Annotated in this window: 27 protein-coding genes; 11 read left to right on the forward strand and 16 right to left on the reverse strand. The window is 52.3% G+C overall.

Going from position 1 to position 22,451, the window contains the following annotated elements:
• The first annotated feature begins 34 nt into the window (after nucleotides 1-34).
• Nucleotides 35-523 (forward strand): DUF1097 domain-containing protein, encoded by a 489-nt coding sequence (locus FHW74_RS18910; protein WP_183171896.1) that lies wholly within the window; start codon nucleotides 35-37, stop codon nucleotides 521-523.
• Nucleotides 524-551: 28 nt separating this feature from the next.
• On the opposite strand, the gene csgG is transcribed toward FHW74_RS18910, so the two are convergent.
• From csgG to csgD, 4 genes are read right to left on the reverse strand one after another with little or no spacing between them, the layout of a single operon-like run.
• Nucleotides 552-1,385, reverse strand: a complete 834-nt coding sequence (csgG, locus tag FHW74_RS18915) for a curli production assembly/transport protein CsgG (protein ID WP_183171897.1) — start codon at nucleotides 1,383-1,385, stop codon at nucleotides 552-554.
• Nucleotides 1,386-1,408: 23 nt separating this feature from the next.
• Entirely contained in the window at nucleotides 1,409-1,825 is a 417-nt protein-coding gene (csgF, locus tag FHW74_RS18920; protein WP_183171898.1) for a curli production assembly/transport protein CsgF, read from the reverse strand.
• Between the two features lie 30 nt (nucleotides 1,826-1,855).
• On the reverse strand, nucleotides 1,856-2,245 hold the full coding sequence (gene csgE / locus FHW74_RS18925) for a curli production assembly/transport protein CsgE (protein WP_183171899.1): 390 nt from the start codon (nucleotides 2,243-2,245) through the stop codon (nucleotides 1,856-1,858).
• Nucleotides 2,246-2,248: 3 nt separating this feature from the next.
• On the reverse strand, nucleotides 2,249-2,899 hold the full coding sequence (csgD, locus tag FHW74_RS18930) for a biofilm master transcriptional regulator CsgD (protein WP_183171900.1): 651 nt from the start codon (nucleotides 2,897-2,899) through the stop codon (nucleotides 2,249-2,251).
• A gap of 772 nt (nucleotides 2,900-3,671) precedes the next feature.
• Between csgD and csgB the strand changes: the two genes are divergently transcribed.
• From csgB to FHW74_RS18960, 6 genes are all read left to right on the forward strand, one after another.
• Nucleotides 3,672-4,127: a curli minor subunit CsgB gene (gene csgB / locus FHW74_RS18935; protein ID WP_183171901.1), complete on the forward strand. Its 456-nt coding sequence runs from the start codon at nucleotides 3,672-3,674 to the stop codon at nucleotides 4,125-4,127.
• 96 nt (nucleotides 4,128-4,223) lie between these two features.
• Complete coding sequence (locus FHW74_RS18940; RefSeq protein WP_183171902.1) at nucleotides 4,224-4,658, forward strand: hypothetical protein; 435 nt, start codon at nucleotides 4,224-4,226, stop codon at nucleotides 4,656-4,658.
• A gap of 54 nt (nucleotides 4,659-4,712) precedes the next feature.
• On the forward strand, nucleotides 4,713-5,042 hold the full coding sequence (gene csgC, locus FHW74_RS18945) for a curli assembly chaperone CsgC (protein WP_183171903.1): 330 nt from the start codon (nucleotides 4,713-4,715) through the stop codon (nucleotides 5,040-5,042).
• Between the two features lie 182 nt (nucleotides 5,043-5,224).
• A complete protein-coding gene (locus FHW74_RS18950; protein ID WP_183171904.1) occupies nucleotides 5,225-5,527 on the forward strand; it encodes a type 1 fimbrial protein in 303 nt (100 codons plus the stop codon).
• Between the two features lie 43 nt (nucleotides 5,528-5,570).
• On the forward strand, nucleotides 5,571-6,113 hold the full coding sequence (ymdB, locus tag FHW74_RS18955) for an O-acetyl-ADP-ribose deacetylase (RefSeq protein ID WP_183171905.1): 543 nt from the start codon (nucleotides 5,571-5,573) through the stop codon (nucleotides 6,111-6,113).
• Nucleotides 6,046-7,533 carry a phospholipase D family protein gene (locus tag FHW74_RS18960; RefSeq protein WP_221192470.1) on the forward strand — a complete coding sequence of 496 codons (1,488 nt, stop codon included), beginning with the start codon at nucleotides 6,046-6,048 and terminating at the stop codon, nucleotides 7,531-7,533. The genes ymdB and FHW74_RS18960 overlap by 68 nt, the downstream gene beginning before the upstream one ends.
• On the opposite strand, the gene mdoC is transcribed toward FHW74_RS18960, so the two are convergent.
• Nucleotides 7,534-8,694, reverse strand: coding sequence for a glucans biosynthesis protein MdoC (mdoC, locus tag FHW74_RS18965; protein WP_183171906.1), 1,161 nt, complete (start codon nucleotides 8,692-8,694; stop codon nucleotides 7,534-7,536). It lies immediately after the preceding gene.
• A 270-nt stretch (nucleotides 8,695-8,964) separates the two neighbouring features.
• Here mdoC and mdoG point away from each other — a divergent pair, with 270 nt between their 5' ends.
• The 3 genes from mdoG (at nucleotide 8,965) to FHW74_RS18980 (ending at nucleotide 13,327) form a co-directional block, all read left to right on the forward strand.
• On the forward strand, nucleotides 8,965-10,500 hold the full coding sequence (gene mdoG / locus FHW74_RS18970) for a glucans biosynthesis protein MdoG (RefSeq protein ID WP_183171971.1): 1,536 nt from the start codon (nucleotides 8,965-8,967) through the stop codon (nucleotides 10,498-10,500).
• Nucleotides 10,493-13,027, forward strand: coding sequence for a glucans biosynthesis glucosyltransferase MdoH (gene mdoH / locus FHW74_RS18975; RefSeq protein ID WP_183171907.1), 2,535 nt, complete (start codon nucleotides 10,493-10,495; stop codon nucleotides 13,025-13,027). Before mdoG ends, mdoH begins: the two co-directional genes overlap by 8 nt.
• Before the next feature lie 72 nt (nucleotides 13,028-13,099).
• The gene (locus FHW74_RS18980) at nucleotides 13,100-13,327 is read left to right on the forward strand and encodes a YceK/YidQ family lipoprotein (protein ID WP_161661581.1); all 228 of its coding nucleotides are present in this window, start codon (nucleotides 13,100-13,102) and stop codon (nucleotides 13,325-13,327) included.
• Nucleotide 13,328: 1 nt separating this feature from the next.
• On the opposite strand, the gene FHW74_RS18985 is transcribed toward FHW74_RS18980, so the two are convergent.
• Both FHW74_RS18985 and FHW74_RS18990 read right to left on the reverse strand, forming a co-directional pair.
• Nucleotides 13,329-13,703, reverse strand: a complete 375-nt coding sequence (locus FHW74_RS18985; protein ID WP_125292145.1) for a MysB family protein — start codon at nucleotides 13,701-13,703, stop codon at nucleotides 13,329-13,331.
• Nucleotides 13,704-13,841: 138 nt separating this feature from the next.
• Nucleotides 13,842-14,762 carry a Kdo(2)-lipid IV(A) acyltransferase gene (locus FHW74_RS18990; protein ID WP_183171908.1) on the reverse strand — a complete coding sequence of 307 codons (921 nt, stop codon included), beginning with the start codon at nucleotides 14,760-14,762 and terminating at the stop codon, nucleotides 13,842-13,844.
• A 214-nt stretch (nucleotides 14,763-14,976) separates the two neighbouring features.
• Here FHW74_RS18990 and FHW74_RS18995 point away from each other — a divergent pair, with 214 nt between their 5' ends.
• On the forward strand, nucleotides 14,977-16,026 hold the full coding sequence (locus FHW74_RS18995; RefSeq protein ID WP_183171909.1) for a rhodanese-related sulfurtransferase: 1,050 nt from the start codon (nucleotides 14,977-14,979) through the stop codon (nucleotides 16,024-16,026).
• Between the two features lie 36 nt (nucleotides 16,027-16,062).
• Here FHW74_RS18995 and FHW74_RS19000 read toward each other — a convergent pair whose 3' ends face one another.
• The 9 genes from FHW74_RS19000 to grxB all read right to left on the reverse strand — a co-directional run bounded on the left by FHW74_RS19000 (nucleotide 16,063) and on the right by grxB (nucleotide 22,434).
• On the reverse strand, nucleotides 16,063-16,638 hold the full coding sequence (locus FHW74_RS19000; RefSeq protein WP_183171910.1) for a YceI family protein: 576 nt from the start codon (nucleotides 16,636-16,638) through the stop codon (nucleotides 16,063-16,065).
• Nucleotides 16,639-16,658: 20 nt separating this feature from the next.
• Nucleotides 16,659-17,210, reverse strand: a complete 552-nt coding sequence (locus FHW74_RS19005) for a cytochrome b (protein ID WP_183171911.1) — start codon at nucleotides 17,208-17,210, stop codon at nucleotides 16,659-16,661.
• A 233-nt stretch (nucleotides 17,211-17,443) separates the two neighbouring features.
• A complete protein-coding gene (locus tag FHW74_RS19010; RefSeq protein ID WP_183171912.1) occupies nucleotides 17,444-17,557 on the reverse strand; it encodes a YceO family protein in 114 nt (37 codons plus the stop codon).
• A gap of 89 nt (nucleotides 17,558-17,646) precedes the next feature.
• Nucleotides 17,647-18,768 (reverse strand): N-methyl-L-tryptophan oxidase, encoded by a 1,122-nt coding sequence (solA, locus tag FHW74_RS19015; protein ID WP_183171913.1) that lies wholly within the window; start codon nucleotides 18,766-18,768, stop codon nucleotides 17,647-17,649.
• Between the two features lie 229 nt (nucleotides 18,769-18,997).
• Nucleotides 18,998-19,252 (reverse strand): biofilm formation regulator BssS, encoded by a 255-nt coding sequence (gene bssS / locus FHW74_RS19020; RefSeq protein ID WP_183171914.1) that lies wholly within the window; start codon nucleotides 19,250-19,252, stop codon nucleotides 18,998-19,000.
• Nucleotides 19,253-19,618: 366 nt separating this feature from the next.
• The gene (gene dinI, locus FHW74_RS19025; protein WP_125292137.1) at nucleotides 19,619-19,864 is read right to left on the reverse strand and encodes a DNA damage-inducible protein I; all 246 of its coding nucleotides are present in this window, start codon (nucleotides 19,862-19,864) and stop codon (nucleotides 19,619-19,621) included.
• 81 nt (nucleotides 19,865-19,945) lie between these two features.
• Nucleotides 19,946-20,992: a dihydroorotase gene (gene pyrC, locus FHW74_RS19030; protein WP_183171915.1), complete on the reverse strand. Its 1,047-nt coding sequence runs from the start codon at nucleotides 20,990-20,992 to the stop codon at nucleotides 19,946-19,948.
• Nucleotides 20,993-21,118: 126 nt separating this feature from the next.
• Nucleotides 21,119-21,679 (reverse strand): lipoprotein, encoded by a 561-nt coding sequence (locus tag FHW74_RS19035; RefSeq protein WP_183171916.1) that lies wholly within the window; start codon nucleotides 21,677-21,679, stop codon nucleotides 21,119-21,121.
• Between the two features lie 107 nt (nucleotides 21,680-21,786).
• A complete protein-coding gene (grxB, locus tag FHW74_RS19040; RefSeq protein WP_183171917.1) occupies nucleotides 21,787-22,434 on the reverse strand; it encodes a glutaredoxin 2 in 648 nt (215 codons plus the stop codon).
• Nucleotides 22,435-22,451 lie beyond the last annotated feature (17 nt).

Raw genomic sequence — 22,451 nt, forward strand, 5'->3', positions numbered from 1 at the left:
TCAGTAGCCAGGGCTTCTGATAAAATAGGCCGCCATGAACATACTCATTTCTTTAGCACTGACGACAGGCATCCTCTCTGGCCTTTGGGGTTGGGTGGCGATTTCACTCGGTCTGATTAGCTGGGCGGGCTTCCTGGGCTGCACTGCCTATTTCGCCTGCCCGAAAACCGGCTTTAAGGGCTTGCTAATGACCGCCTGTACCCTGTGCAGCGGCGTGCTGTGGGCGCAGGTGATCATCCATACCAGCGCCATGGCGCCGCAGTTTTCTGTTCTCGGCTATGTCATTACCGGCGTGGTGGCGTTCCTGATGTGCGTTCAGGCAAAGCACCTGTTGCTGTCGTTTGTGCCGGGCACCTTTATTGGCGCCTGCGCGACCTTTGCAGGGCAGGGGGACTGGAAAGTGATTGTCCCATCACTACTGTTAGGCTTGCTGTTTGGTTTCGCCATGAAAACCAGCGGTCTTTGGCTTGGCAGCCGTAGCGAGAAAAAAGCACTGGCGCAAAACGAAAAAAAACCAGCCTGAGCTGGTTTTTTATTGCTGCGGTTAGCTATCAGGATTCCGGCGGCGTCGCCATATCCCGATACTTCGCCAGCACTTTGTTATTCATGTCAGCCGGGTTTTGCAGATCCCACAGCCCGCGGTTAATCCCGTCATTCACCAGATAGATCACGCCGGTTTCAATGGCGGACATCAGGCACATCATCACAGGCTCATTCGAGGTGTAGCCCATTTCGCCTTCCAGTAGCCGCTGATAGTCAATAAAGCGGAACACGCCAGCCTGAACTTCATAGGACAAGATCGTTTTGCTGGTATTGACGGATGACAGTACTTCACCGGTACTGACATTCACCACGCGCAAGTTCACGGCAATCTGGTCGAGCTGGTACTGGGTATCCGCGCCAATGCCGAAGTAACGCGCGCCCACGCCGCCTGATTTCACGTTACTTTCATAACCGATAATCGAACCTTCGATCATGATATTCGCCGCCCGCAGCGAATCGAGCGGCTGACGGTTGTTAGGCGCGACGGTGCCGTTTTCCTGGGCGGCGCGAATGATTTTGCGCTCGTTAAGCAGGTTTTGCAGGCCCTGGCGTTCGAGTGGGATAAACCACTTCGAATCTTTCAACGCCGTAACCAGCATTGACGTGGCGCTCTGTGGTACGGCGGTTGAGAAGTTACTCGCCGGGTACGGCTTGAACTGCCCGGTTTCATCCTGAATGTTATACACCGACACATACAGCTTGCCTTTTGGATCGGGGAGCTTCACCAAATCGCGATAGCTTTGTGCGCGGGGCATCAGAGTGGGTTTTGCCGCTTCTTTTGGGGGAGCGGTTAAACAGCCACTTAATAACGTCACTGCCAGAAGTAAAAGTAAGCGCTGCATGATAAGAATCCTTTTTAACCGGGTTATTCTGTGCCGGAGCTGTACTGTAATCCCGATACCTCGATAACAGAGGTTTTACCGGTCTTACGGTCGGTAACGTTCAGCTGCAGCTGCCCGTCGCGGTTTGCAATATCGACAACATAATCGCTGGTCACCATTCTCCCCGGTGTACCAGTGCTGATATTCGACATCAGATTACCCAGCACCTGGGATTGCAGAGCCTGACTAAAGCTATCCAGCGCGGTAGGGGCTTCGTAGCCTAAATCATCGTCATAACTGGGATCTTTGTACGAGTTTTGCGCTTGCGCGCTGTTTAATAAAAAAGCGCCGTTATTCGGGTTACCGCCAAAATTCGGGTTGCGGAATTGAAACGTCATATTTCCGCCCCACGACAGTGGCGCAATTAACATCAATGAAATCATGCCGTATGCGAGACGCATGTCAGCCTCCTGAATAGGTTTTATGGAGAATTAAAATTCATCGCTGGTTAAATCACCGGTACTCAATAAAACTTTATCTATTTGACGACGCTGCAATGCTTCCTGGGTCTGCGCAAGTGCAATATCGACGTTTTGTTCAAAGTCTCGTTTTGTAGGGAACAGGAAGAGTTGGAAAAGCACTTCCTGATCCAGGGTAATGGTTATCCAGCTTCCCCATCGGGCGCTGGGTCTTTCATTGATGGATAAGTTTCCAGGATATGCACTTTCCCATTTATGGCTAAATTCACGATAAAAATCATGACCAATAGACGAAACGGTACGGTCAGTTAATAATCCCGGCACTTCTACTTCTACGGCGTGTGCAGTCGTAGTGGCCCAGAAAATTCCACAGGCCACCAGTAAAGGTTTGAGATTTTTCATGGCTTATCGCCTGAGGTTATCGTTTGCCCACGAAACAGCTTGAGTACGGTTTTTTACCGCGATCTTTTTAAATAAATTATAAAGATGGGTTTTAACCGTGTTTTCACTAATAAATAAGGCCTGAGCGATTTCAATATTTGAAGCGCCGACGCGTAATTTATTAAGGATCTCTTTCTCACGGTGCGTAAGCAACGTTGATTCACCACCGTTGTAGCGATAATTACCCGATTGAGTAATCAAATAACTGGCAAGCTTTTGCGAAAAGTAGCATTCGCCGCGCAGTACGCCTCGCATCCCTTCGATAACGCAGGACTGGTCTTCATGGGCATAAAACACCCCATGAATATGCGGCCACCCCTCGATTTCTCGAAACGGATATTCATCGGGTGTATTCAGTAGCACAACCTTGAGATTGATGTTCTTGCGGCCTAAATTGTCCTGCCAGTACTGAATCAGCTTCTTATCAGCTTCCATCATATCAAGCAGAATCAAACTGTTAGCTGCAATGTCATCAACGGAACGCTGAATGTTATGCAATTTACCGTTTATTCCAAGAGATGATTTTAAATGCTGTAATAACGCTGTCGCCTGTAAAGACGGTTTAGTAATCAAGAACAACGTTTGGCCATGTATGCTCTGGACTTCATTGTACATGATTAAACCCCACTGTTTTTTATATTGACACCTGACAGCTGGGCTGAATATATATTCAGCCCACCAGAAGTACTGACAGATGCTGCACTGCTGTGTATAGAAAAATAATCAATCATCCCCGGAGAGGGTGATGAAAAAGAGAGACATTTATTTGTACTGCTGAATTCAATCTAGCCATTACTAATCTTAAATCAAGTGTTAAAGATGTTACAGAATGTAAAATGGAATATACAAATGTTAATCAAAGGATTTCAAATATGGAAAAATTAATAGGTAAGTTGTACATTTTTAATGATTTGCATCATTTTAAAAATCACACAAATATTTTTATCTTATTGTATTTTAAGCTTATTTTTAAGGTTATCCAAAAGCGTATTACCTCTAATCTGCGTGATCACCCTACCGGGACGAGGGGCGTAAGGTTTGTATAGATAATGAGCCGGTGGTGACAGCATCGCCCAGAGATTTTTTTGATCGACCTCTCGCACCTGTTTTCAGCCGCTTCGTTTGTTACAACCTCATGATTCTGTTCTTACCTTTTTATCGATTTTACGACTAAAAGTTTTTTCCTTCTTTATTACCTAATTTCATTCTCATACTTTTTAATGACGCAATAAGAAAAAATACGACTCGCGGGTGAGATATTAAATATCTTTCCCCGGACATACTCTTCTCCGTAACGCAGCAATAACATTTTGTTAGTTGTGTTTACAAATTAGAAATGATTGAAAGGATAATTGTATTAATTATCCTGCCAGCCCAAGGTGACAACATGAAAAACAAATTGTTGTTGATGATGTTGACTATATTGGGTACGCCCGCTGTGGCTTATTCATATAGTAATGATCTTGCGGCAGCAGAATATAACTTTGCTGTGAATGAATTAAGCAAGTCTTCATACAATCAGGCAGCGATTATTGGTCAAGATGGTTCTCATAATAGAACCGATACCCGCCAGGACGGCCATAAATTGCAAACCGTTGTCATGCAGAACGGCACCGGCAACAGAGCAAATGTAGACCAATCAGGAAATTACAATCTGGCGTATGTCTCTCAGGACGGTTTCCGTAATGATGCGGATATACAACAGAATGGGTTTGGTAATAGCGCGATTGTTATTCAAAAAGGCTCGAATAACAGAGCGAATGTTACCCAGTATGGTACGCAAAAAACCGCAGTTGTTGTTCAAAAGAACTCGTTTATGAATATACGCGTTACACAACGCTAATTCTGAACGACTTAATATCAATCCGATGGGGGTTTTACCATGAAATTATTCAAAGTGGCAGCAGTTGCAGCATTAGTGGTTATCTCTGGAAGCGCGATGGCAGATCGTGGTGGCTGGCAACCTTCGCAGTCTGGCGCTGAGTTGAAAATTTATCAGGACGGCGCTCATCACGTTGTGAATTCCGTTCAGACTGGTGCTGACGGCTCCCTGGTGGATATTAACCAAACGCATTACAACAACTTCGCGAATGTTCAGCAGTCTGCTAAAGACAGCAACATTTGGCTGGATCAGGATGGTGTGAAAAACACCGCTGATATTAAACAGCCTGGCGGTTTCGGTTCTGATACCGACGTTACCCAGAAAGGTAACTACAACACCGTTAACGTGAATCAGAACGCTATCCGTTCTGATATCACCATTAGCCAGCGCGGTAACTCTCACTACGCTAACGTTGTCCAGACCGACAACTACGCGAAAGCAGACGTGACTCAGCGCGGTTACAACAACTTCGTGAACGCTGCTCAGTACTAATCGTACAACGCATTAAGAACAGGGCTTCGGCCCTGTTTTTTTTGGAGGTCAGTTATGTACACCATGGTGTTACTCGCCGCGCTAACCAACCAAATCGTGTTCGATGCTCAACAACAAGGCTCTGTCTGGACCATTGTGCCGCAGGTCATGCTTACTCAGGATTGCGAATGCCAAATTCAACTCGAAGCCGTTCGTAAAGGCACCTCCGGCAACAGTAATACCCGTCAAAGCTCCCGTGCGCATATAAAAGGCAACGAACCTTATTCTGTATCCCGTCTGGCCATCAACGTCGATCCGGGCGACGACCTCACTATTCTGGTTACCGTCAGCGACGGTAAAGCCATCAACCTCAGGCAGCAGTGGTCGCCGCCGGGCATTTTATAATCATTTCTGTTGTTGATTGAAGTTAGTCATTTTTTTGCCGTTAACACTCTTAAGCGAAACGTGTGTCAACTGTGTAATTGTGTTCATAATATTAATAATATGTTAATCAACAGTTGGATTATAGTTACAAAAAAAGGACCCAATCCCGTCTTCAGGATGAAGCGTTTAAGAGGAAATATAAAATGATGATGCGTTCAGTTCTGTCGATAGGTTACTTGTCTCTCTCCATGTTAGCGTTCAACGCTTTAGCTGACGGCGGCACGATCCACTTTGTCGGGGCCATTGTCGAACAAGGCTGCGAATTTTCTCATCACCAACATCATGTTGTAGCGGATTGCCCTGTCGGCGCGAAAAGCGTTAAACAGACTATCGCGGTGGCAGATATTAATCACGCCCGGCTAAAAAGCGATGTACCGGCAACCGTCCAGCTTCACTATCTTGATGACAACAAAAAATTAGCGATTCTCAGCGTCGCCTATCGCTAACCCGGATGTTCTACAATCATTACTGGGGTAGAAGGAGGCGGCGATGAAATCCAGAATAGAGGTTGTGCAGGGTGATATCACCCGTATGACTACCGACGTGATTGTGAATGCGGCAAATTCTTCGCTGATGGGCGGTGGGGGCGTTGACGGCGCGATTCATCGTGCCGCTGGCCCGGCATTGATGGAGGCCTGTAGGCAGGTGCGTCAGCAGCAGGGCACCTGTCCAACCGGCCATGCGGTGATTACCGTGGCGGGCAATTTACCGGCGAAAGCGGTGGTCCATACTGTTGGTCCGGTCTGGCGCGATGGCGATGCGCATGAAGCGCAGCTTCTGTCGGATGCTTACCGAAACAGTCTGCAACTGGTCTGCGACAACGGCTATAAGAGTGTGGCGTTTCCCGCCATCAGTACCGGGATTTACGGCTACCCGAAACCGGCGGCGGCAGAAATCGCGGTCAACACGGTTTCAGACTATCTTACCCGGCACGCTTTACCGGAGCAGGTATACTTTGTCTGCTATGACGAAGAAAACACCCGACTTTACCAGCGCTTACTTGCGCAGCTCCCACCCGGACAAGACGCATAACACCCGTCTTGGGCGCGCCATCGCCCCAAAAACTCAGGCGCATCCCGACTATAGCGGCGTTCATCCACTGGCTGATAGCCTGGATGCTTTCGCCGCCCGCTATTTGCTGGCCGAGATGGCGGAGCAGACGCTGGATGTGCAGTATTACATCTGGGAAGACGACATGTCCGGGCGACTGTTGTTTAGCGCGTTGCTCGAGGCCGCCAAACGCGGCGTTCACGTGCGCCTGCTGCTCGATGATAATAATACGCTGGGCATGGACAGTGCGCTGCGGCTGCTTAATTCCCATCCCAATATTGAAGTCCGTCTGTTTAACCCTTTTTCATTTCGCACCCTGCGGGCGTTGGGCTACCTGACCGATTTCGCGCGCCTCAATCGCCGGATGCATAACAAGAGTTTTACCGTTGATGGCGAGGCAACCATTATTGGTGGCCGTAACGTGGGTGACGCCTATTTTGGCGCCGGGGACCAGCCGCTGTTTTCCGATCTGGACGTGCTGGCTATCGGGCCGGTGGTGGCGGATGTCAGCGATGACTTTGAACGTTACTGGGAATGCGCGTCGGTTTCAACGCTGGAAAAAGTGCTCGACGTGAATGAGCATGAAATCGAACAGCGGGTACAGTTGCCGCCGGAGTGGCAGCAAGACCCGGTGGCGCAGTCTTATCTCGATAAACTGGCTACCACGCAGTTCGCCACCCATCTGGACGCCGGGACGCTTACTATGATTTGGGCCAAAACCCGTCTACTGAGCGACGATCCGCGGAAAGGGGAGGGCAAAGCGCGGCGACATTCTCTGCTGCCGCTGCGCTTGTTGAACGTTATCGGCGAACCCAAAAAGCAGCTGGATATTATCTCTTCTTACTTTGTACCGACGCGTGCGGGCGTGGCGCAGTTGCTGATGCTCAAGCGCAAAGGCGTGGACATTGCGATCCTGACCAATTCCCTGGCGGCTAACGACGTGGCGGTGGTACATGCAGGCTATGCGCGCTGGCGCAAGAAACTGCTGCGCCATGGGATTGCGTTATACGAACTTAAACCCGGTCCGCAACGTGAGCGTGCGCCGCATGACCGTGGCTTGACCGGTAACTCCGGTTCGAGCCTGCATGCCAAAACCTTCAGCGTTGATGCCCATCACGTTTTTATCGGGTCGTTTAACTTTGATCCGCGCTCGGCGATGTTGAACACCGAAATGGGGCTGGTGATTGAAAGCCAGAAACTGGCGCAACAGATCCATACCCGTTTTACCCAAAGCCAGCAGGATGCGGCCTGGACCTTACGGCTCGACAATACCGGGCGGGTGAACTGGATTGAACATCGTGACGGGAAAGAGGTGGTATTAACCCGGGAGCCGCAAACCCGCTTCTGGCAGCGGGTACTGGTCACGCTGGCTTACTGGCTCCCGGTGGAGTGGCTGCTGTAATTATTTGGTCTGCGCAACGGCATCTGGCCGCTTATTTTGCGGCTTGCCGGAGAACAGGAAACGCAGTAAAGGAATGCGCAGGTGAATTTCATATAATAACAGCGCAATGCCGATCACAAACACTAATCCACTGATAAAGCCAAGGGTATTTGACGTAATATGCGGCGTGACATACGCCCCATAGAACAGCGTCAGCGGATGGTGCACCAGATAGATAAACAGCGATGCGTTAACGAAATAGGTAACGCGAGCCGACTGGAAATTAAGCAGACGGTAACCCAACGAAAACACCACGTTGACCATCCATAATCCCAGCACCATAGTGATCACGTATTCCGTCTCGTACATCCAGGCGTCGCCGCTGCCGTAGCGCTGGTTCGCCAGGTAGGCCAGAAACGCTATCGCCGCGCCCAGCGTGCAGCCGCGCGACGGCAGAATGAACAGCTGTTTAAGGTTTTGATGCTTAAACGCCAGCGCGCCGAGGATAAAAAACGGCGCGTAAAACAGCGTTTGCATAACGATAAAATTAAACAAGCCATCGCTTAAAATAGAGGGCCAGACAATAAAAAGTGTGCGGCGAATTACGGCATATACCAGCCCGAGAAAAAAGAAAATAATTGAGAGTTTTCCTAAGGTGATTTTTTTTAACCCACCAAAACGGCCTTCAGCGATCCCACTGGATATATTTTTGAACCAAATTAACCCGAGGGTAGTTAATACCACTAGCACCAGTAAAAACCACAAATGGGAAATGAGCTCCCAGGCCAGCGTATTATATTTTTCATAGCCGCTGAGGGTAGGCCATTTGTCCGCCTGGCCTTTGACATATTGCAGCATAATAAATTGCGGCACAGTCAGCAGAGGGATCGCCGTTAGCATCGGGATGCCGACACGCTCGACGCGCACTTTCCACCATTTGGGGCGGGAGTAACGCAGGAACAACATGTATGAAAAGTAACCGGAAATGACGAAAAACACCTGCATCCGGAACGCGTGAATGAAATCGTTGAACAGGGTCAGCCACCAGGAGGGCGCGGCGCTGTTTACGTGCCAGTGGTGGCTTGAATAGATTAACGAAATGTGAAACGGGATCCCCAACAGCATTAACCAGGCGCGGATAGAATCCAGAAAATATTCTCGCTGTACTGACGTCGTCTTCATATAACTCCGCAAACTCTCGGACTTTTCGTCTTATCGCTATGTGCGTAAGTGGGTAAATTCGTCGCAACCCTACACCAACTGCGGGTAAGTGTCTCCAGGTATAACTCGTAAAACGAATCCCAGCCCCCGCAACTGTATAAACCCTGAGCCAGCGGGATGAACAAAGAGGGGATTATGTTGTCGGAAAGCCTGAGTTTCCATTAAAATGGATCGGATTGATTTAAGCACACAAAGGGGGATGTGCTAATTAATATGAAAATTAAACCACAGATGATGAAATTGCACTGGTTAGGCGCGGCAGTGATGTTGTCCCTTTATACCACCTCGGTTTGGGCATTCTCCATTGACGATGTCGCAAAACAGGCCAAATCATTAGCCGATAAAGGCTATGAAGCGCCGAAAAGCAATCTGCCGTCCGTTTTCCGCGACATGAAATACGCGGACTATCAGCAGATCCAGTTCAATCATGACAAAGCCTACTGGAACAACGTCAAAACCCCATTCAAGCTCGAATTTTATCATCAGGGTATGTACTTCGACACGCCGGTCACCATCAATGAGGTGACCTCGACGGCGGTGCGTAAAATCAAATACAACCCGGATTATTTCAATTTTGGCAGCGTCCAGCACGACAAAGACACCGTGAAAGATCTCGGTTTCGCCGGTTTCAAAGTGCTTTATCCGATCAACAGCAAAGATAAAAACGACGAAATCGTCAGTATGCTGGGGGCCAGTTACTTCCGCGTGATTGGCCAGGGCCAGGTGTACGGCCTCTCCGCGCGCGGTCTGGCTATTGACACCGCCTTGCCATCCGGCGAAGAGTTCCCGCGTTTTCGCGAATTCTGGATCGAGCGGCCAAAACCCACGGACAAACGCCTGACTATCTATGCGCTGCTGGATTCACCGCGTGCCACCGGCGCTTACCGGTTTGTGATCCTGCCGGGCCGCGATACGGTAGTGGACGTTCAGTCTAAAGTTTACCTGCGCGACAAAGTGGGCAAACTGGGCGTTGCGCCGCTTACCAGCATGTTCCTGTTCGGGCCGAATCAGCCATCCCCTGCGACTAATTACCGCCCGGAACTGCATGACTCAAACGGTTTGTCTATTAAAGCTGGCAACGGCGAATGGATTTGGCGTCCGCTGAATAACCCGAAACATCTGGCTGTCAGTTCCTTCAGCACCGAAAACCCGCAGGGCTTTGGTCTGCTGCAACGTGGCCGCGAGTTCTCGCGTTTTGAAGATATCGATGATCGTTACGATCAGCGCCCGAGCGCCTGGGTCACGCCGGTTGGCGACTGGGGTAAAGGCAAAGTCGAACTGGTAGAAATCCCGACCAACGACGAAACCAACGACAACATCGTTGCCTACTGGACGCCGGACCAGCTGCCGGAGCCGGGCAAAGAGATGAACTTCAAATACACGATTACCTTTAGTCGTGATGAAGACAAACTCCATGCGCCGGAAAGCGCGTACGTTACCCAGACCCGCCGTTCCACTGGCGATGTGAAACAGTCGAACCTGATCCGTCAGCCGGACGGCACTATCGCGTTCGTGGTGGATTTTGCTGGCCCGGAAATGAAAAATCTGCCGCCGGAAACGCCGGTCAGCGCGCAAACCAGCATTGGCGACAACGGTGAAATCGTTGAAAGCGCCGTGCGCTATAATCCTGTCACCAAAGGGTGGCGGATGATTGTGCGCGTCAAGCTGAAAGACGCCAAGAAAACCACCGAAATGCGTGCCGCGCTGGTCAATGGCGATCAGACGCTGAGTGAAACCTGGAGCTATCAGCTACCTGCCAATGAATAAGTCTACTTCCTACATTGAGGCGTTGCCGCTTTCCGCCCAGGCGAAAGCGGCGCTGGCGGAAAATTCCGCCGATCTGCGTGACGTGCATCATGCGCTCGGCGAGCCAGGCTTTACCGTTTCCCGCGATGATGACTCGCCGCTTGAATCCGTTCAAAAACGTCTGGAGATGAGCTGGCCTGATTCACTGGCTGACGGACAGTTAATCAAAGATGACGAAGGGCGCACCCAGCTACAGGCGATGCCGAAAGCAAAACGCTCTTCGATGTTTCCGGACCCCTGGCGCACCAACCCGGTTGGGCGCTTCTGGGATCGCCTGCGCGGCCGTGAAGTCGCGCCGCGCTACCTCTCCCGCCTGACCAAAGAACAGCAGGCGTCGGAGCAGAAGTGGCGTACCGTGGGCACCATCCGTCGTTACATCCTGCTGCTGCTGACTCTGTCGCAAACGGTCGTCGCGACCTGGTATATGAAAACCATTTTGCCTTATCAGGGCTGGGCGCTGATCAATCCTGCCGATATGTTTGGCCAGGATCTGTGGGTGTCATTCATGCAGCTACTGCCGTATATCCTGCAAAGCGGCATTCTGATCCTGTTCGCTATCCTGTTCTGCTGGGTATCGGCGGGGTTCTGGACGGCGCTGATGGGCTTCCTGCAACTGTTGATAGGCCGGGATAAGTACAGTATTTCCGCTTCGACGGTGGGCGATGAACCTATCAATCCGGAGCATCGCACCGCGCTTATCATGCCGATCTGCAACGAAGACGTGGATCGCGTATTCGCTGGCCTGCGGGCGACCTGGGAGTCAGTCAAAGCCACCGGGCAACAGCAGCATTTCGACGTTTATATCCTGAGCGACAGCTACAACCCGGACATCTGCGTGGCAGAGCAAAAAGCCTGGATGGAGTTGATCGCCGAAGTGCAGGGCGAAGGGCAGATCTTCTATCGCCGCCGTCGCCGTCGCGTGAAGCGTAAAAGCGGTAACATCGATGATTTCTGTCGCCGCTGGGGCAGCCAGTATAGCTATATGGTGGTGCTGGACGCCGACTCGGTGATGACCGGCGACTGTCTCACCGGCCTGGTGCGCCTGATGGAAGCGAACCCGAATGCCGGGATCATTCAGTCTTCCCCGAAAGCCTCCGGCATGGATACGCTGTACGCCCGTTGCCAGCAGTTCGCTACCCGAGTCTACGGCCCGCTGTTTACCGCTGGCCTGCATTTCTGGCAGTTGGGTGAATCGCACTACTGGGGCCACAACGCCATTATCCGCGTCAAGCCGTTCATCGAGCACTGCGCCCTGGCGCCGCTGCCGGGTGAAGGTTCGTTCGCGGGGTCAATTTTGTCCCATGACTTTGTAGAGGCCGCGCTGATGCGCCGCGCAGGGTGGGGCGTATGGATCGCCTACGACCTGCCGGGTTCTTATGAAGAGCTGCCGCCAAACCTGTTAGATGAACTGAAGCGCGACCGTCGCTGGTGCCACGGCAACCTGATGAACTTCCGGTTGTTCCTGGTAAAAGGGATGCACCCGGTACACCGTGCGGTGTTCCTGACCGGGGTGATGTCCTACCTCTCCGCGCCGCTGTGGTTTATGTTCCTTGCGCTTTCTACGGCATTGCAGGTGGTACATGCGTTAACCGAACCGCAGTATTTTCTGCAACCACGCCAGTTGTATCCGGTCTGGCCGCAGTGGCGTCCGGAATTAGCGATCGCGCTGTTCGCCTCGACCATGGTGCTGCTGTTCCTGCCTAAGCTGCTGAGCGTGCTGTTGATTTGGTGCAAAGGCTCCAGAGAGTACGGCGGATTCCTGCGTGTGACGGTGTCACTGCTGCTGGAAGTGCTGTTCTCGGTGCTGCTTGCCCCGGTGCGTATGCTGTTCCACACCGTGTTCGTGGTAAGCGCGTTCCTGGGCTGGGAAGTGGTGTGGAATTCGCCGCAGCGTGACGACGACTCAACTCCGTGGGGCGAAGCCTTTATGCGTCATGGCTCGCAGTTGCTGCTGGGCCTGGTATGGGCGGTAGGGATGGCATGGCTCGACCTGCGCTTCCTGTTCTGGCTGGCGCCGATTGTGTTCTCGCTGATCCTGTCGCCGTTTGTGTCGGTGATCTCCAGTCGCGCTACCGTTGGTCTGCGTACCAAACGCTGGAAACTGTTCCTGATCCCGGAAGAGTACGACACGCCGCAGGTACTGTTGGATACTGACCGCTATTTGCATCAGAACCGCGAACGTACCCTGGACGACGGCTTTATGCATGCGGTGTTCCATCCGTCGTTTAACGCGCTGGCGACAGCCATGGCGACGGCGCGCCACCGCGCCAGCCAGGTACTGGAGATCGCCCGCGATCGCCACGTCGAGCAGGCGCTGAACGAAACGCCGGATAAACTGAACCGCGATCGCCGTCTGGTATTGTTAAGCGACCCGGTCACCCTGGCGCGTCTGCATTACCGTGTCTGGGCTGCGCCTGAGAAATACTCTTCGTGGGTGTCGCACTATCAGGGGTTAACCCTTAATCCCAGCGCCCTGAAAACGCGCTAAACTGTACTGCAATGTAAAAAGCCGGCCACCAGGGCCGGCTTTTTTATCTCAAAAACTGACAGGAATTCTTGAATGCGCGCTGTTGTTATCATCCTGGTCGCCATGCTGTTAAGCGGCTGCGGCAGTATTATTAGCCGAACCATACCCGGGCAGGGGCACGGCAACCAGTATTATCCCGGCGTACAGTGGGATGTCAGAGACTCGGCGTGGCGTTACGTGACCGTGCTCGATCTGCCGTTTTCGCTGGTATTCGATACCCTGCTACTGCCGATAGATGCGAGTCACGGCCCGTACGAATAACTCAGCGCTCGTCCCACTCATCCGCTGCTGCCCGGCCTTCTTCGGTATCCAGCGGCGGTTCCAGCTGGAATTCGCCCTCGTCCCATTCGTGGAGGGTATTTTCCTCCAGCCACTCCTGACGCAGTTCGATTTCGTCAAAATCGCCGTCAAACACGCTCTGCGCGGCTTCACCGGTTAACACCGGTAAACACTCGCCATCTTCGCTATCGTCGGCAAAAAATTCAGCCTGCCACATAATATCGCCATCCTGCAGGATGTATTTCTGGATATTAAGCTGCTGTATGTTTGCCTCGTCTTCGGCGATCCCGGGATTATCCGCAAGGAACTCTTCGCGAGCGGCGTCAATGGCTTCTTCAAGTGTGGCGTACATAGACATGGCAATCTCCCTGTGTGCATGGGCTTTTCAGGAAAGAATAGACGAATCTGACAATTTGCCAGTATGAATGTGAAATTTTATTGCTGAAATATCAGAGGGTCGCCACAACGCGGCGGCAGTTTCCTGCCGCCGGAGAAATTAATAACGCGAGGGCACGCCTTCGGGGCGCGTTTTGAACCGACGATGCAACCACATGTACTGCTCCGGCGCCATCATAATGCAGCGCTCCACCACGCCGTTCATCCAGCGCGCGGTCTCTTCGGCGGTTTCCAGCGGCGGATTGCATTCCGGCTCCAGGATCACCATTTCATAGCCAGTGCCATCCGGCTTGCGGCGCGGCACAAACGGCACCACGCAGGCCTGGGACATTTTCGCCAGCATCCAGGTGCCGGTGGTCGTCGCGGCCTGCTCGACGGCGAAAAACGGCACAAACACACTGCTGCGCGGGCCGTAATCATGGTCCGGCGCATACCAGATGATGTCGCCATTTTTCAGCGCCCGCACCATGCCTTTGAGATCTTTACGGTCGATCATCGCCTTATTGGAACGCATCCGCCCCCAGGTTTGCAGCCAGTCGAGCAGAGGATTGTCGTTGGGGCGATAAACGCCAATACCGGGGTTATGGATCCCGAAAATCCGCGCGCCCAGTTCCAGAGTCAGGAAGTGAACGCCAATCAGCAGCACGCCTTTACCCTGATCCTGCACCGCTTTGATGTGCTCAGTGCCGGAGACATCGAACCAGCGTTCAACGCGCCAGGTGGGCCAGAACCAGGCCATACCGGTTTCCATCAGACCCATGCCGACCGATTCAAAGTTTTTTACCACCATCTGATGACGTTCTGCGTCCGATTTCTCCGGGAAGCACAGCTCAAGGTTACGGTAAGCAATGCGCGCGCGGCGCTTCATAAAGCGCATCGCCAGGCGACCAATACCGCAGCCGAGACGATAAATCACCGGGTAGGGCAGCAGAACCACCAGCCAGAGCACACCAATGCCCAGCCAGTTTAGCCAGTAACGGGGGTGAAGCAGGCGACGCGAGAATGTGGGTAATTGAGTCATGAATTTCCTGAATGACAAATCGAGAAACTATAGCGCCTATTGTGGCATTAATTTTTCTCAGGACCAAAAATCTCAGAGGGTTAGCCCGGCTTGCCGCTGGGTTTGTTGAAATAAGGATGCAAATGTAGCGCAGATTGTGTGGATGTAAATTGGTGTTAAATGCTATATCATGCCGCGCGATAAATTTCCCTTACCGATTGCAGGAACGAACACCATGCCAGTGTTGCATAACCGCATTTCGAATGAGGAACTCAGGGCGCGTATGCTGGCGGAAACCGAGCCGCGCACCACAGTCTCATTCTATAAATATTTCACCATCGTCAATCCTCAGGCTACCCGCGACGCGCTGTATCAGGCGTTTGTCGAGCTGAAGGTATTTGGCCGCGTGTATCTCGCCAACGAGGGGATTAACGCCCAGATCAGTGTGCCTGCCAGCAACCTTGAGGCGCTGCGCGAACTGCTGTACGGATTTGATCCGGCGCTCAACGGCCTGCGGTTGAATATTGCGCTGGATGATGACGGTAAATCATTCTGGGTGTTGCGCATGAAAGTGCGCGACCGCATCGTGGCAGATGGTATCGACGATCCACAGTTTGACGCCAGCGACGTTGGCGAATACCTGAAAGCCGCTGAAGTCAACGCCATGCTCGATGACCCTGACGCGGTGTTTATCGATATGCGTAACCACTATGAATACGAAGTGGGCCATTTCGAAAATGCGCTGGAGATCCCGGCGGATACGTTCCGCGAGCAGTTGCCAAAAGCCGTCGAAATGATGGAAGCGCACAAAGATAAAAAAATCGTCATGTACTGCACCGGTGGCATTCGTTGTGAAAAAGCCAGCGCCTGGATGCGCCACAACGGCTTTAAGCAGGTCTGGCATATCGAGGGCGGGATCATTGAATATGCCCGTCGCGCCCGCGAGCAGGGGCTGCCGGTACGTTTCATTGGTAAAAACTTTGTGTTTGACGAGCGGATGGGCGAGCGGATCAGCAATGACGTGATTGCCCACTGCCACCAGTGCGGCGCGCTGTGCGACACCCACACCAACTGCAAAAACGACGGCTGCCATTTGCTGTTTATTCAGTGCCCGGCGTGCGCCGAGAAATTCAACGGATGCTGTAGCGAGAAGTGCCAGCACGAACTGGCGTTGCCGGAAGATCAGCAGCGTCAATTGCGCGCAGGTAGAGAAAACGGCGCGAAAATCTTTAATAAATCCCGGGGACGATTAAATACCAAACTGGGTATTCCCGACCCCGAGTGACCTTTCCCCTCGCGGCAGTCGTCGCGAGGGAATCGGTTATTTCTTCTGCACGCCTTCCACAGAAATAATCAGCTCAACATCCTGAGACGCCGGGCCCAGGTCGGTGGTGATATTAAAATCTTTGAGATGAATTTTACCGCTGGCCTCGAAGCCTGCGCGCTGGCCGCCCCACGGGTCGCTGCCCTGGCCGATTAATTTAGCATCCAGCGTTACTGGCTTAGTGACGCCGTTCAGCGTCAGGTTGCCGGTAATATCCAGCCCTTCGCCGTCTTTCTTCACTTCAGTCGAGGTAAAGGTCGCCTGCGGGAATTTGGCCACATTTAAAAAGTCCGCGCTGCGCAGGTGCTTATCACGCTCAGCGTGGTTGGTATCCAGGCTGTTGGTATTGATGGTGACATTCACTTTATCCGCCGACGGGTTTTTCTCATCAAAGGTGAATGCGCCGTCGAAATCGCGGAATGTGCCGTACAGCCAGCTGTAACCCAGATGCTGAATGCGGAAATTAACAAAGGCATGCTGGCCCTGTTTGTCGATCACATAGTCCGCCGCCACGGCAGAACCGGTGGTAAATAACAGGGCACCCATGGTTAACCCCAGCAGGCTTTTTTTCATTTTCGCTCCTTAGTCCTTAGTTATGACGCTTTCCCGAGCATCCGCTTCAGGGTGGCATCTTTATCGATAAAGTGGTGTTTCAACGCAGCAAGCGCGTGTAAGACGGAGAAAATCACAACGCCCCAGGCCAGCCACAGATGAACCTGGCCAGCGAGATCGGCCTGGGCCCCGGCGTCGCTCAGGGTGGCAGGCACCTCAAACCAGCCAAACACGCTGATAGGTTTGCCATCGGCGGTGGAAATCAGATAGCCGCTAATCAGGATCGCGAACAGCAGCAGATAGAGCAGGGCATGGCCTGCCGCAGCGGCGATGCGGGTAAATGCAGAATAGGTCGCCAGAGCGCGTGGCGGCTTCGAAATCATGCGCCAGGCCAGGCGAAAGACCATTGCCATCATCAGCAGGATGCCGATGCTTTTATGGAGCTCAGGGGCGTTGTGATACCAGCCATCGTAATAGCTGAGGGTCACCATCCATAAGCCAAGCCCGAACATACCGTAAACGGTGAGAGCGATGACCCAGTGCAAAATCACTGAAAGATGTCCGTATCGGGTGGGTGAATTACGCCACTGCATGTTGTGCGCCTGTTAAATTTTAAAGTTGCTGCAACAATGGCGTGAGCGCCAGGCAAAAGCAATCCAAAAAAATGGAAGCTCTTCGTCAAAGAAATTGAATGAATAAATTGTGCTTAACAAAGCTGAAATTCAGTTAAGCGTTGGCGGGGCATAAGGGAATCAGATGGCAAACAGAGGTTAAATTTGCGTCAGCGCTCTGTCAATCTATGTCAATTTTATTGATGGCTTTTCCGTCAGAAAAACCAAATCCAGATCAGATCGATAATGGCTAGCAGCGACCACAGCACCAGATAAAGCACCAGATGCTCGCGCACGTTGTTGACCAGGAAATCAAAGAGCCGACGCATGGTTAAGTCCAGTTCAGAAAAGAGAGCGGCATTATACCCGTTTAGCGCGCTGTGAGGGGAATAACAGGGGTGGAAGCCCACCCCCGCTGTCACGCGTTTTTAAAGCGACTCAGGGCGAAAGGCGTAAGATCGAACGGGGGCGCAACGTTTTGCGCAAACTGGCAGGCGATTTCACCCAGCACCGAGGCGAACTTGAATCCGTGCCCGCTCAGGCCGGTAATGACCAGGGCGTTAGAGGCGCCGGGCAGCGTATCGATAATAAAATCCTCATCGGGTGAATTATCGTAAGTGCAGGCTGCGCCATACAGGCAGCCGCCAATGCCCGGCAGAATCTGCCGTAAAAACGGAAAGGCTTCCGCGCCATCGGTATGCACTGCGCCGAACGGTTTACGCTCTTCAGGCGCGCTAATGATTTGTCCGCCGTTGTGCTTGCCGATTTTCAGCTCGTTATTCTCAGCCGGAAAACCATAGAACTGATCGCCGCCAGGCAACTCACCGGTAAAAGCCGGAAAGCGGTTATTGGTACTGAAGCGGCCATCGGCCTGATACCAGGCGAAAATCTTGCGCACTGGGGTAACAGGGAGGTCAGGGACCAGCCGCTTCACCCAGGTGCCGGCGCTTAACAGCAGTTTACGGGCGCGAAATGTGCCTTCAGAGGTATCAATACTGACGCCGTCCGCATCGGTATGAATGGCCTGTACCGGGCAGTTAAAGAGCTGGGCGCAGCCCGCTTCTTCCGCCAGCCGTATCCAGGCGGCGATGGCGGTTTCGCTGTGCAGCACGCCAGAGTTCGGTTCGAACAGGCCGATAAAATCCGCCGGGACGGTGATTTCCGGCCAGCGGGCCATCAGCGCGGCAGCGTCGAGTTTTTCCAGCGGCAGGTTAAACTGGTGCGCGCTTTGCTCCACGTTCGCCAGAAATGCGGAATGCGCCGGGCCAAGGTTTAACACGCCGCTGCGGGTAAAGATTTTTTCGCCGCTCACCTGCTGAAGTTCATCCCACAGCGCTTGCGCGCGCAGCACCAGCGGGACGTACTTTTCGCCTTCGCCATAGGCGTGGCGAATCAGGCGCGACTCTCCATGATGGCTACCTTCCTGATGCGGCGGATGAGCCGAATCGGTCATTAACACCTTCAGCCCCGCACGGGTGGCGTAGTACCCGGCAGCGGCGCCCACGGACCCGCTACCAACAATAATGAGATCGTACTCCATGGACATTTTCTCCATTTGAGTGAAAGGAGTGCAGAGTAAAGAACCTGAGGAAAAGAAACAAGATTTACCCGAATCGTTAACAAACAGAATCGCGGACGAATATAACCCCGATTCAGGGCAGAAATGTTTGCGCAACGATGCTTAAGTGAAATTTATATAAGCGGCAGCAATCAGATTATTCATAAAATTAAGGCACCCGAAGGTGCCTGTCGATTAAAAGATAAGCAAACTAATGCTTGCGATAATCATTTTCCTGGTAATCACTGGATTCTATTTTTGCAATGCCAGCTTCGAGAATCGATATAAACTGGCGGGCTACGTCGGTGGTGAGCCAAAGGGTTTGCCCAACTTCGGTGTCTTCTTGATTAGGGCGATTTGGCGATTGATAGTGTAAACGTAGCATCAGCGCGTCGTAGCTATCTACGGTGCTGATATCCCATCCTACAAGGGGATGCGTTTGAATAACTTCATTATTCTTTACCATTATAACCCCCTTATTCGTGTTTATAGACAACGTCGTTCGAGGTTCAATGCGTCTTTTATTCAAGCAATTTCAGTATATCAGTGGATGAGCGTTAACGTCTAAAAAATATATTCCTTGCAACACATTTTTTAAAACGGTGGAAAACTTTGAACAATAAAACGGCAACTTATTCGTATAAATAAGCGCTTAGGGGCGTTATTACAGATAAAACTGAAAAAATAATTGCGGCGAGGGGGATATTAAAAAGCCGGGCGGCGAGCCCGGAAAATGCACAATGAGAGAATAATTTTTTATTTTCGCTATCCGACGCGCATCAACATGCTGCGGCAGACATATGCATAAGCAGCATGTTGATACAGCACGAATTCAGGGTGAAGAGAACCAGTCGTCAGCGCTTTCCCAGGTTTCCTGAAGGATCTCGCTGATGCGGTCTTTGTCCTCTTTTGCGCCGCCTAATACAGAAAGATTGTTGGCAGCGGCATAGCGCACGCTGACATGATTTCCGGTATCCGGAAAAGAGTGCTCAATACGGCGCGTCAGTTCAGTGGTCAGCGCGTCAATCGCGCCGGGTGGTAATACGGTGGTTTTGGCTATGGTGACTTCAATACGCATGATCGCCCCCTGTTGTTTATACTGGATATTTATACAGTTAACTTATCCAGGTTGCAACAGGAGGCAGAAAATATTTCTCTGTCAGCGTTTTACCGACCAGCGCACTGTTTCACCCGCCAGGAACGGGATCAGGGTATCGTCACTCAGGGCAATGCTCGGGGCGATGGTCTGGTCCTGTTTGACCAGCGTGATGTGCTGTTCATTCACCGGCAGACCATAGAAACGCGGGCCGTTCAGCGAGCAAAACGCTTCGAAATGTTGCAGTGCATTCATCTCTTCAAACACCGTGGCATAGGCACCCAGCGCGGATGGTGCGTTGAAACAGCCTGCACAACCGCAGCTGGTCTCTTTTTTATGACGCGCATGGGGCGCGGAGTCGGTGCCGAGAAATACCCGATCGCAGCCGCTGGCAACCAGTTCGCGCAGCGCCTGTTGGTGAACGCTGCGTTTTAAAATGGGCAGGCAGTAGAGGTGAGGGCGCACGCCGCCCACCAGCATATGGTTGCGGTTAAACATCAGATGCTGCGGGGTAATGGTGGCGGCCAGCAATGTATTACCCTCCTGAACATACTGAGCGGCGTCTTTGGTAGTGATATGTTCAAACACCACTTTCAATTGAGTCAGGCGCTGGCGCAGTGGTTCCATCACGGTTTCGATAAAGCGCGCTTCCCGGTCGAAAATATCAATATCGGCGTGGGTCACTTCGCCGTGCACCAGCAGCGGCATGCCGATTTTTTCCATCCGCTCCAGCACCGGCATAATCGCATCGATGCTGGTAACGCCATGGCTGGAGTTGGTCGTGGCATTGGCGGGATACAGCTTGGCGGCAGTAAACACGCCTTCGTTAAACCCGCGCTCCACCTCGTTGGGATCAAGAGAATCGGTGAGATAGCAGGTCATTAACGGTTCAAACGTGTGACCGGCCGGTACGGCATCCAGAATACGCTGACGGTAGGCGCGGGCGGCCTCGACCGTGGTCACCGGCGGAGCCAGGTTAGGCATGACAATCGCGCGGCCATAGGTTTCGCTGGTATACGGCACTACGATGTTGAGCATTTCGCCATCGCGTAAATGAACGTGCCAGTCGTCTGGGCGGCGGATGGTTAATTCCTGGGATGATACTGTCATGAGCGTGCTCCGGCTGGTGGGAAATCAGTCAACAATGGCTGGATTTATGCCGGGCACAAAGGATATGCGGAAACGTTTTCGTTTGCATCCTTTTTATTACGGGGGCAGCGACTGCCCCCGTTCAGATCAGTCGATAAACGGAATAACGATCTCGCCCGGTTTTACTTCAATCCCTTTAGCATATTGCTTTGCCAGCGCCTCGCCTTTGGTGCGGTCTTCACTCAACACATAAGCCGGTTGCTGGTTAAAATAACTTTTTAGCGACTGGTTAAGATAGGGCGTCAGGGTCTTTAAAACGCCTTCCATTTTCTGCGGCAACACCTCTGCGCTGACCACTTCCATATCCTGCAAATAGATCGCCCCCTGCTGTTTATTAAACGTCGGCAGCGCCTTCAGGGTCAGCTTCATGGTGGCTTTCTGATCGCCGAACAGTGAGGTCAAATCCAGGTTCGCATCACCAGTCAGCGTGACTTTATTCGGCTCCTGGCGGCCAATCTGGCTGGAGAGGTTAGACAGCACGATATGCGCGTCGGCAATACCCGGCAGACCAATGTCTTTGGCAAAGTTATTGCGCTTCGCCAGCGCCTGGTTGATTTCCTGTTCGGTCACGGTGTATTGGGTCAACTGATTGCAGCCCACCACCAGCATCGTCAGTAGCCCGACGAGTGCGATAACGATTTTTTTCATGTGATTCCTCAGCGTTACGCCATCCATAATCCCGGCAGCATCGCGCAGTGAGGCGGAAAATAACAGGGGAAAAAACTGAAACGCCGGCGCGACGCGCCGGCTCTGGCTCAGATTGCCATGGAGGTGAGCAGGTTAACCTGGGTCTGCTTGGCCATATTGTCGCGGTAGTCCGCTACGCGGGTCGGCCAGGTGATCCCCTGCACCAGCGTCAGGTTACGCAACAGCGGGAACAGATCGATATCATCCTCAGACAGTTCGCCGTTAACCGCGTTCGGCGCTTTGATGTGCTTATCCAGCGCGCGCAAATCATCGCTGATGTTTTTAATCAATCCCGGCGAGTGAGCCATATGCTCGGCAAAGGGGCCAATAGCCGCCTGTTTTTTCTCGGTAAAATACGCCCGGGCTTCCGGCGTGGAGAACTCGTCAAAGGGTGCTTTCGCCATGCGCGGCAGCAGCAGACGGTTGGCGTATTCATTGACTTTGCGTAACCAGGTGGCGATAGCCGGGTTACGCGCGCCGGTCAGCAGCGGCTTGCCGTCGAGTTTATCGACGTAATGCACGATATCCATGCTCTCAGGCATATAGCGGCTGTCGTCTTTTTGCAGGATTGGCGCCATCTTCTGGCCAATCATTCGGGTGGGGGTATCAACATCGTCATTCATCAGGACGTTGAGCTCGACGGGGATATTTTTCAGCCCGAAAATCATGCGCGCTTTTACGCAAAATGGGCAGTGATCGTAAATATATAGCTTCACGTTTCTCCTCCATATGA

Source organism: Atlantibacter sp. RC6 (genome assembly GCF_014193285.1).
GTDB lineage: Bacteria > Pseudomonadota > Gammaproteobacteria > Enterobacterales > Enterobacteriaceae > Atlantibacter.

Excerpts from the sequence above, each read along its gene's own strand:
- FHW74_RS19005 (WP_183171911.1), bottom strand. The coding sequence starts at position 17,210 with ATGCAGTGGCGTAATTCACCCACCCGATACGGACATCTTTCAGTGATT.
- FHW74_RS18960 (WP_221192470.1), top strand. The coding sequence starts at position 6,046 with ATGACGAAGAAAACACCCGACTTTACCAGCGCTTACTTGCGCAGCTCC.
- mdoH (WP_183171907.1), top strand. The coding sequence starts at position 10,493 with ATGAATAAGTCTACTTCCTACATTGAGGCGTTGCCGCTTTCCGCCCAG.
- csgE (WP_183171899.1), bottom strand. The coding sequence starts at position 2,245 with ATGAAAAATCTCAAACCTTTACTGGTGGCCTGTGGAATTTTCTGGGCC.
- FHW74_RS19000 (WP_183171910.1), bottom strand. The coding sequence starts at position 16,638 with ATGAAAAAAAGCCTGCTGGGGTTAACCATGGGTGCCCTGTTATTTACC.
- solA (WP_183171913.1), bottom strand. The coding sequence starts at position 18,768 with ATGGAGTACGATCTCATTATTGTTGGTAGCGGGTCCGTGGGCGCCGCT.
- FHW74_RS18985 (WP_125292145.1), bottom strand. The coding sequence starts at position 13,703 with ATGTCTATGTACGCCACACTTGAAGAAGCCATTGACGCCGCTCGCGAA.
- mdoG (WP_183171971.1), top strand. The coding sequence starts at position 8,965 with ATGATGAAATTGCACTGGTTAGGCGCGGCAGTGATGTTGTCCCTTTAT.
- FHW74_RS18950 (WP_183171904.1), top strand. The coding sequence starts at position 5,225 with ATGATGATGCGTTCAGTTCTGTCGATAGGTTACTTGTCTCTCTCCATG.
- dinI (WP_125292137.1), bottom strand. The coding sequence starts at position 19,864 with ATGCGTATTGAAGTCACCATAGCCAAAACCACCGTATTACCACCCGGC.
- pyrC (WP_183171915.1), bottom strand. The coding sequence starts at position 20,992 with ATGACAGTATCATCCCAGGAATTAACCATCCGCCGCCCAGACGACTGG.
- FHW74_RS18980 (WP_161661581.1), top strand. The coding sequence starts at position 13,100 with ATGCGCGCTGTTGTTATCATCCTGGTCGCCATGCTGTTAAGCGGCTGC.
- FHW74_RS19035 (WP_183171916.1), bottom strand. The coding sequence starts at position 21,679 with ATGAAAAAAATCGTTATCGCACTCGTCGGGCTACTGACGATGCTGGTG.
- csgG (WP_183171897.1), bottom strand. The coding sequence starts at position 1,385 with ATGCAGCGCTTACTTTTACTTCTGGCAGTGACGTTATTAAGTGGCTGT.
- ymdB (WP_183171905.1), top strand. The coding sequence starts at position 5,571 with ATGAAATCCAGAATAGAGGTTGTGCAGGGTGATATCACCCGTATGACT.
- FHW74_RS18990 (WP_183171908.1), bottom strand. The coding sequence starts at position 14,762 with ATGACTCAATTACCCACATTCTCGCGTCGCCTGCTTCACCCCCGTTAC.
- csgB (WP_183171901.1), top strand. The coding sequence starts at position 3,672 with ATGAAAAACAAATTGTTGTTGATGATGTTGACTATATTGGGTACGCCC.
- FHW74_RS18940 (WP_183171902.1), top strand. The coding sequence starts at position 4,224 with ATGGCAGATCGTGGTGGCTGGCAACCTTCGCAGTCTGGCGCTGAGTTG.
- FHW74_RS19010 (WP_183171912.1), bottom strand. The coding sequence starts at position 17,557 with ATGCGTCGGCTCTTTGATTTCCTGGTCAACAACGTGCGCGAGCATCTG.
- csgD (WP_183171900.1), bottom strand. The coding sequence starts at position 2,899 with ATGTACAATGAAGTCCAGAGCATACATGGCCAAACGTTGTTCTTGATT.
- csgC (WP_183171903.1), top strand. The coding sequence starts at position 4,713 with ATGTACACCATGGTGTTACTCGCCGCGCTAACCAACCAAATCGTGTTC.
- FHW74_RS18910 (WP_183171896.1), top strand. The coding sequence starts at position 35 with ATGAACATACTCATTTCTTTAGCACTGACGACAGGCATCCTCTCTGGC.
- csgF (WP_183171898.1), bottom strand. The coding sequence starts at position 1,825 with ATGCGTCTCGCATACGGCATGATTTCATTGATGTTAATTGCGCCACTG.
- mdoC (WP_183171906.1), bottom strand. The coding sequence starts at position 8,694 with ATGAAGACGACGTCAGTACAGCGAGAATATTTTCTGGATTCTATCCGC.
- bssS (WP_183171914.1), bottom strand. The coding sequence starts at position 19,252 with ATGGTAAAGAATAATGAAGTTATTCAAACGCATCCCCTTGTAGGATGG.
- FHW74_RS18995 (WP_183171909.1), top strand. The coding sequence starts at position 14,977 with ATGCCAGTGTTGCATAACCGCATTTCGAATGAGGAACTCAGGGCGCGT.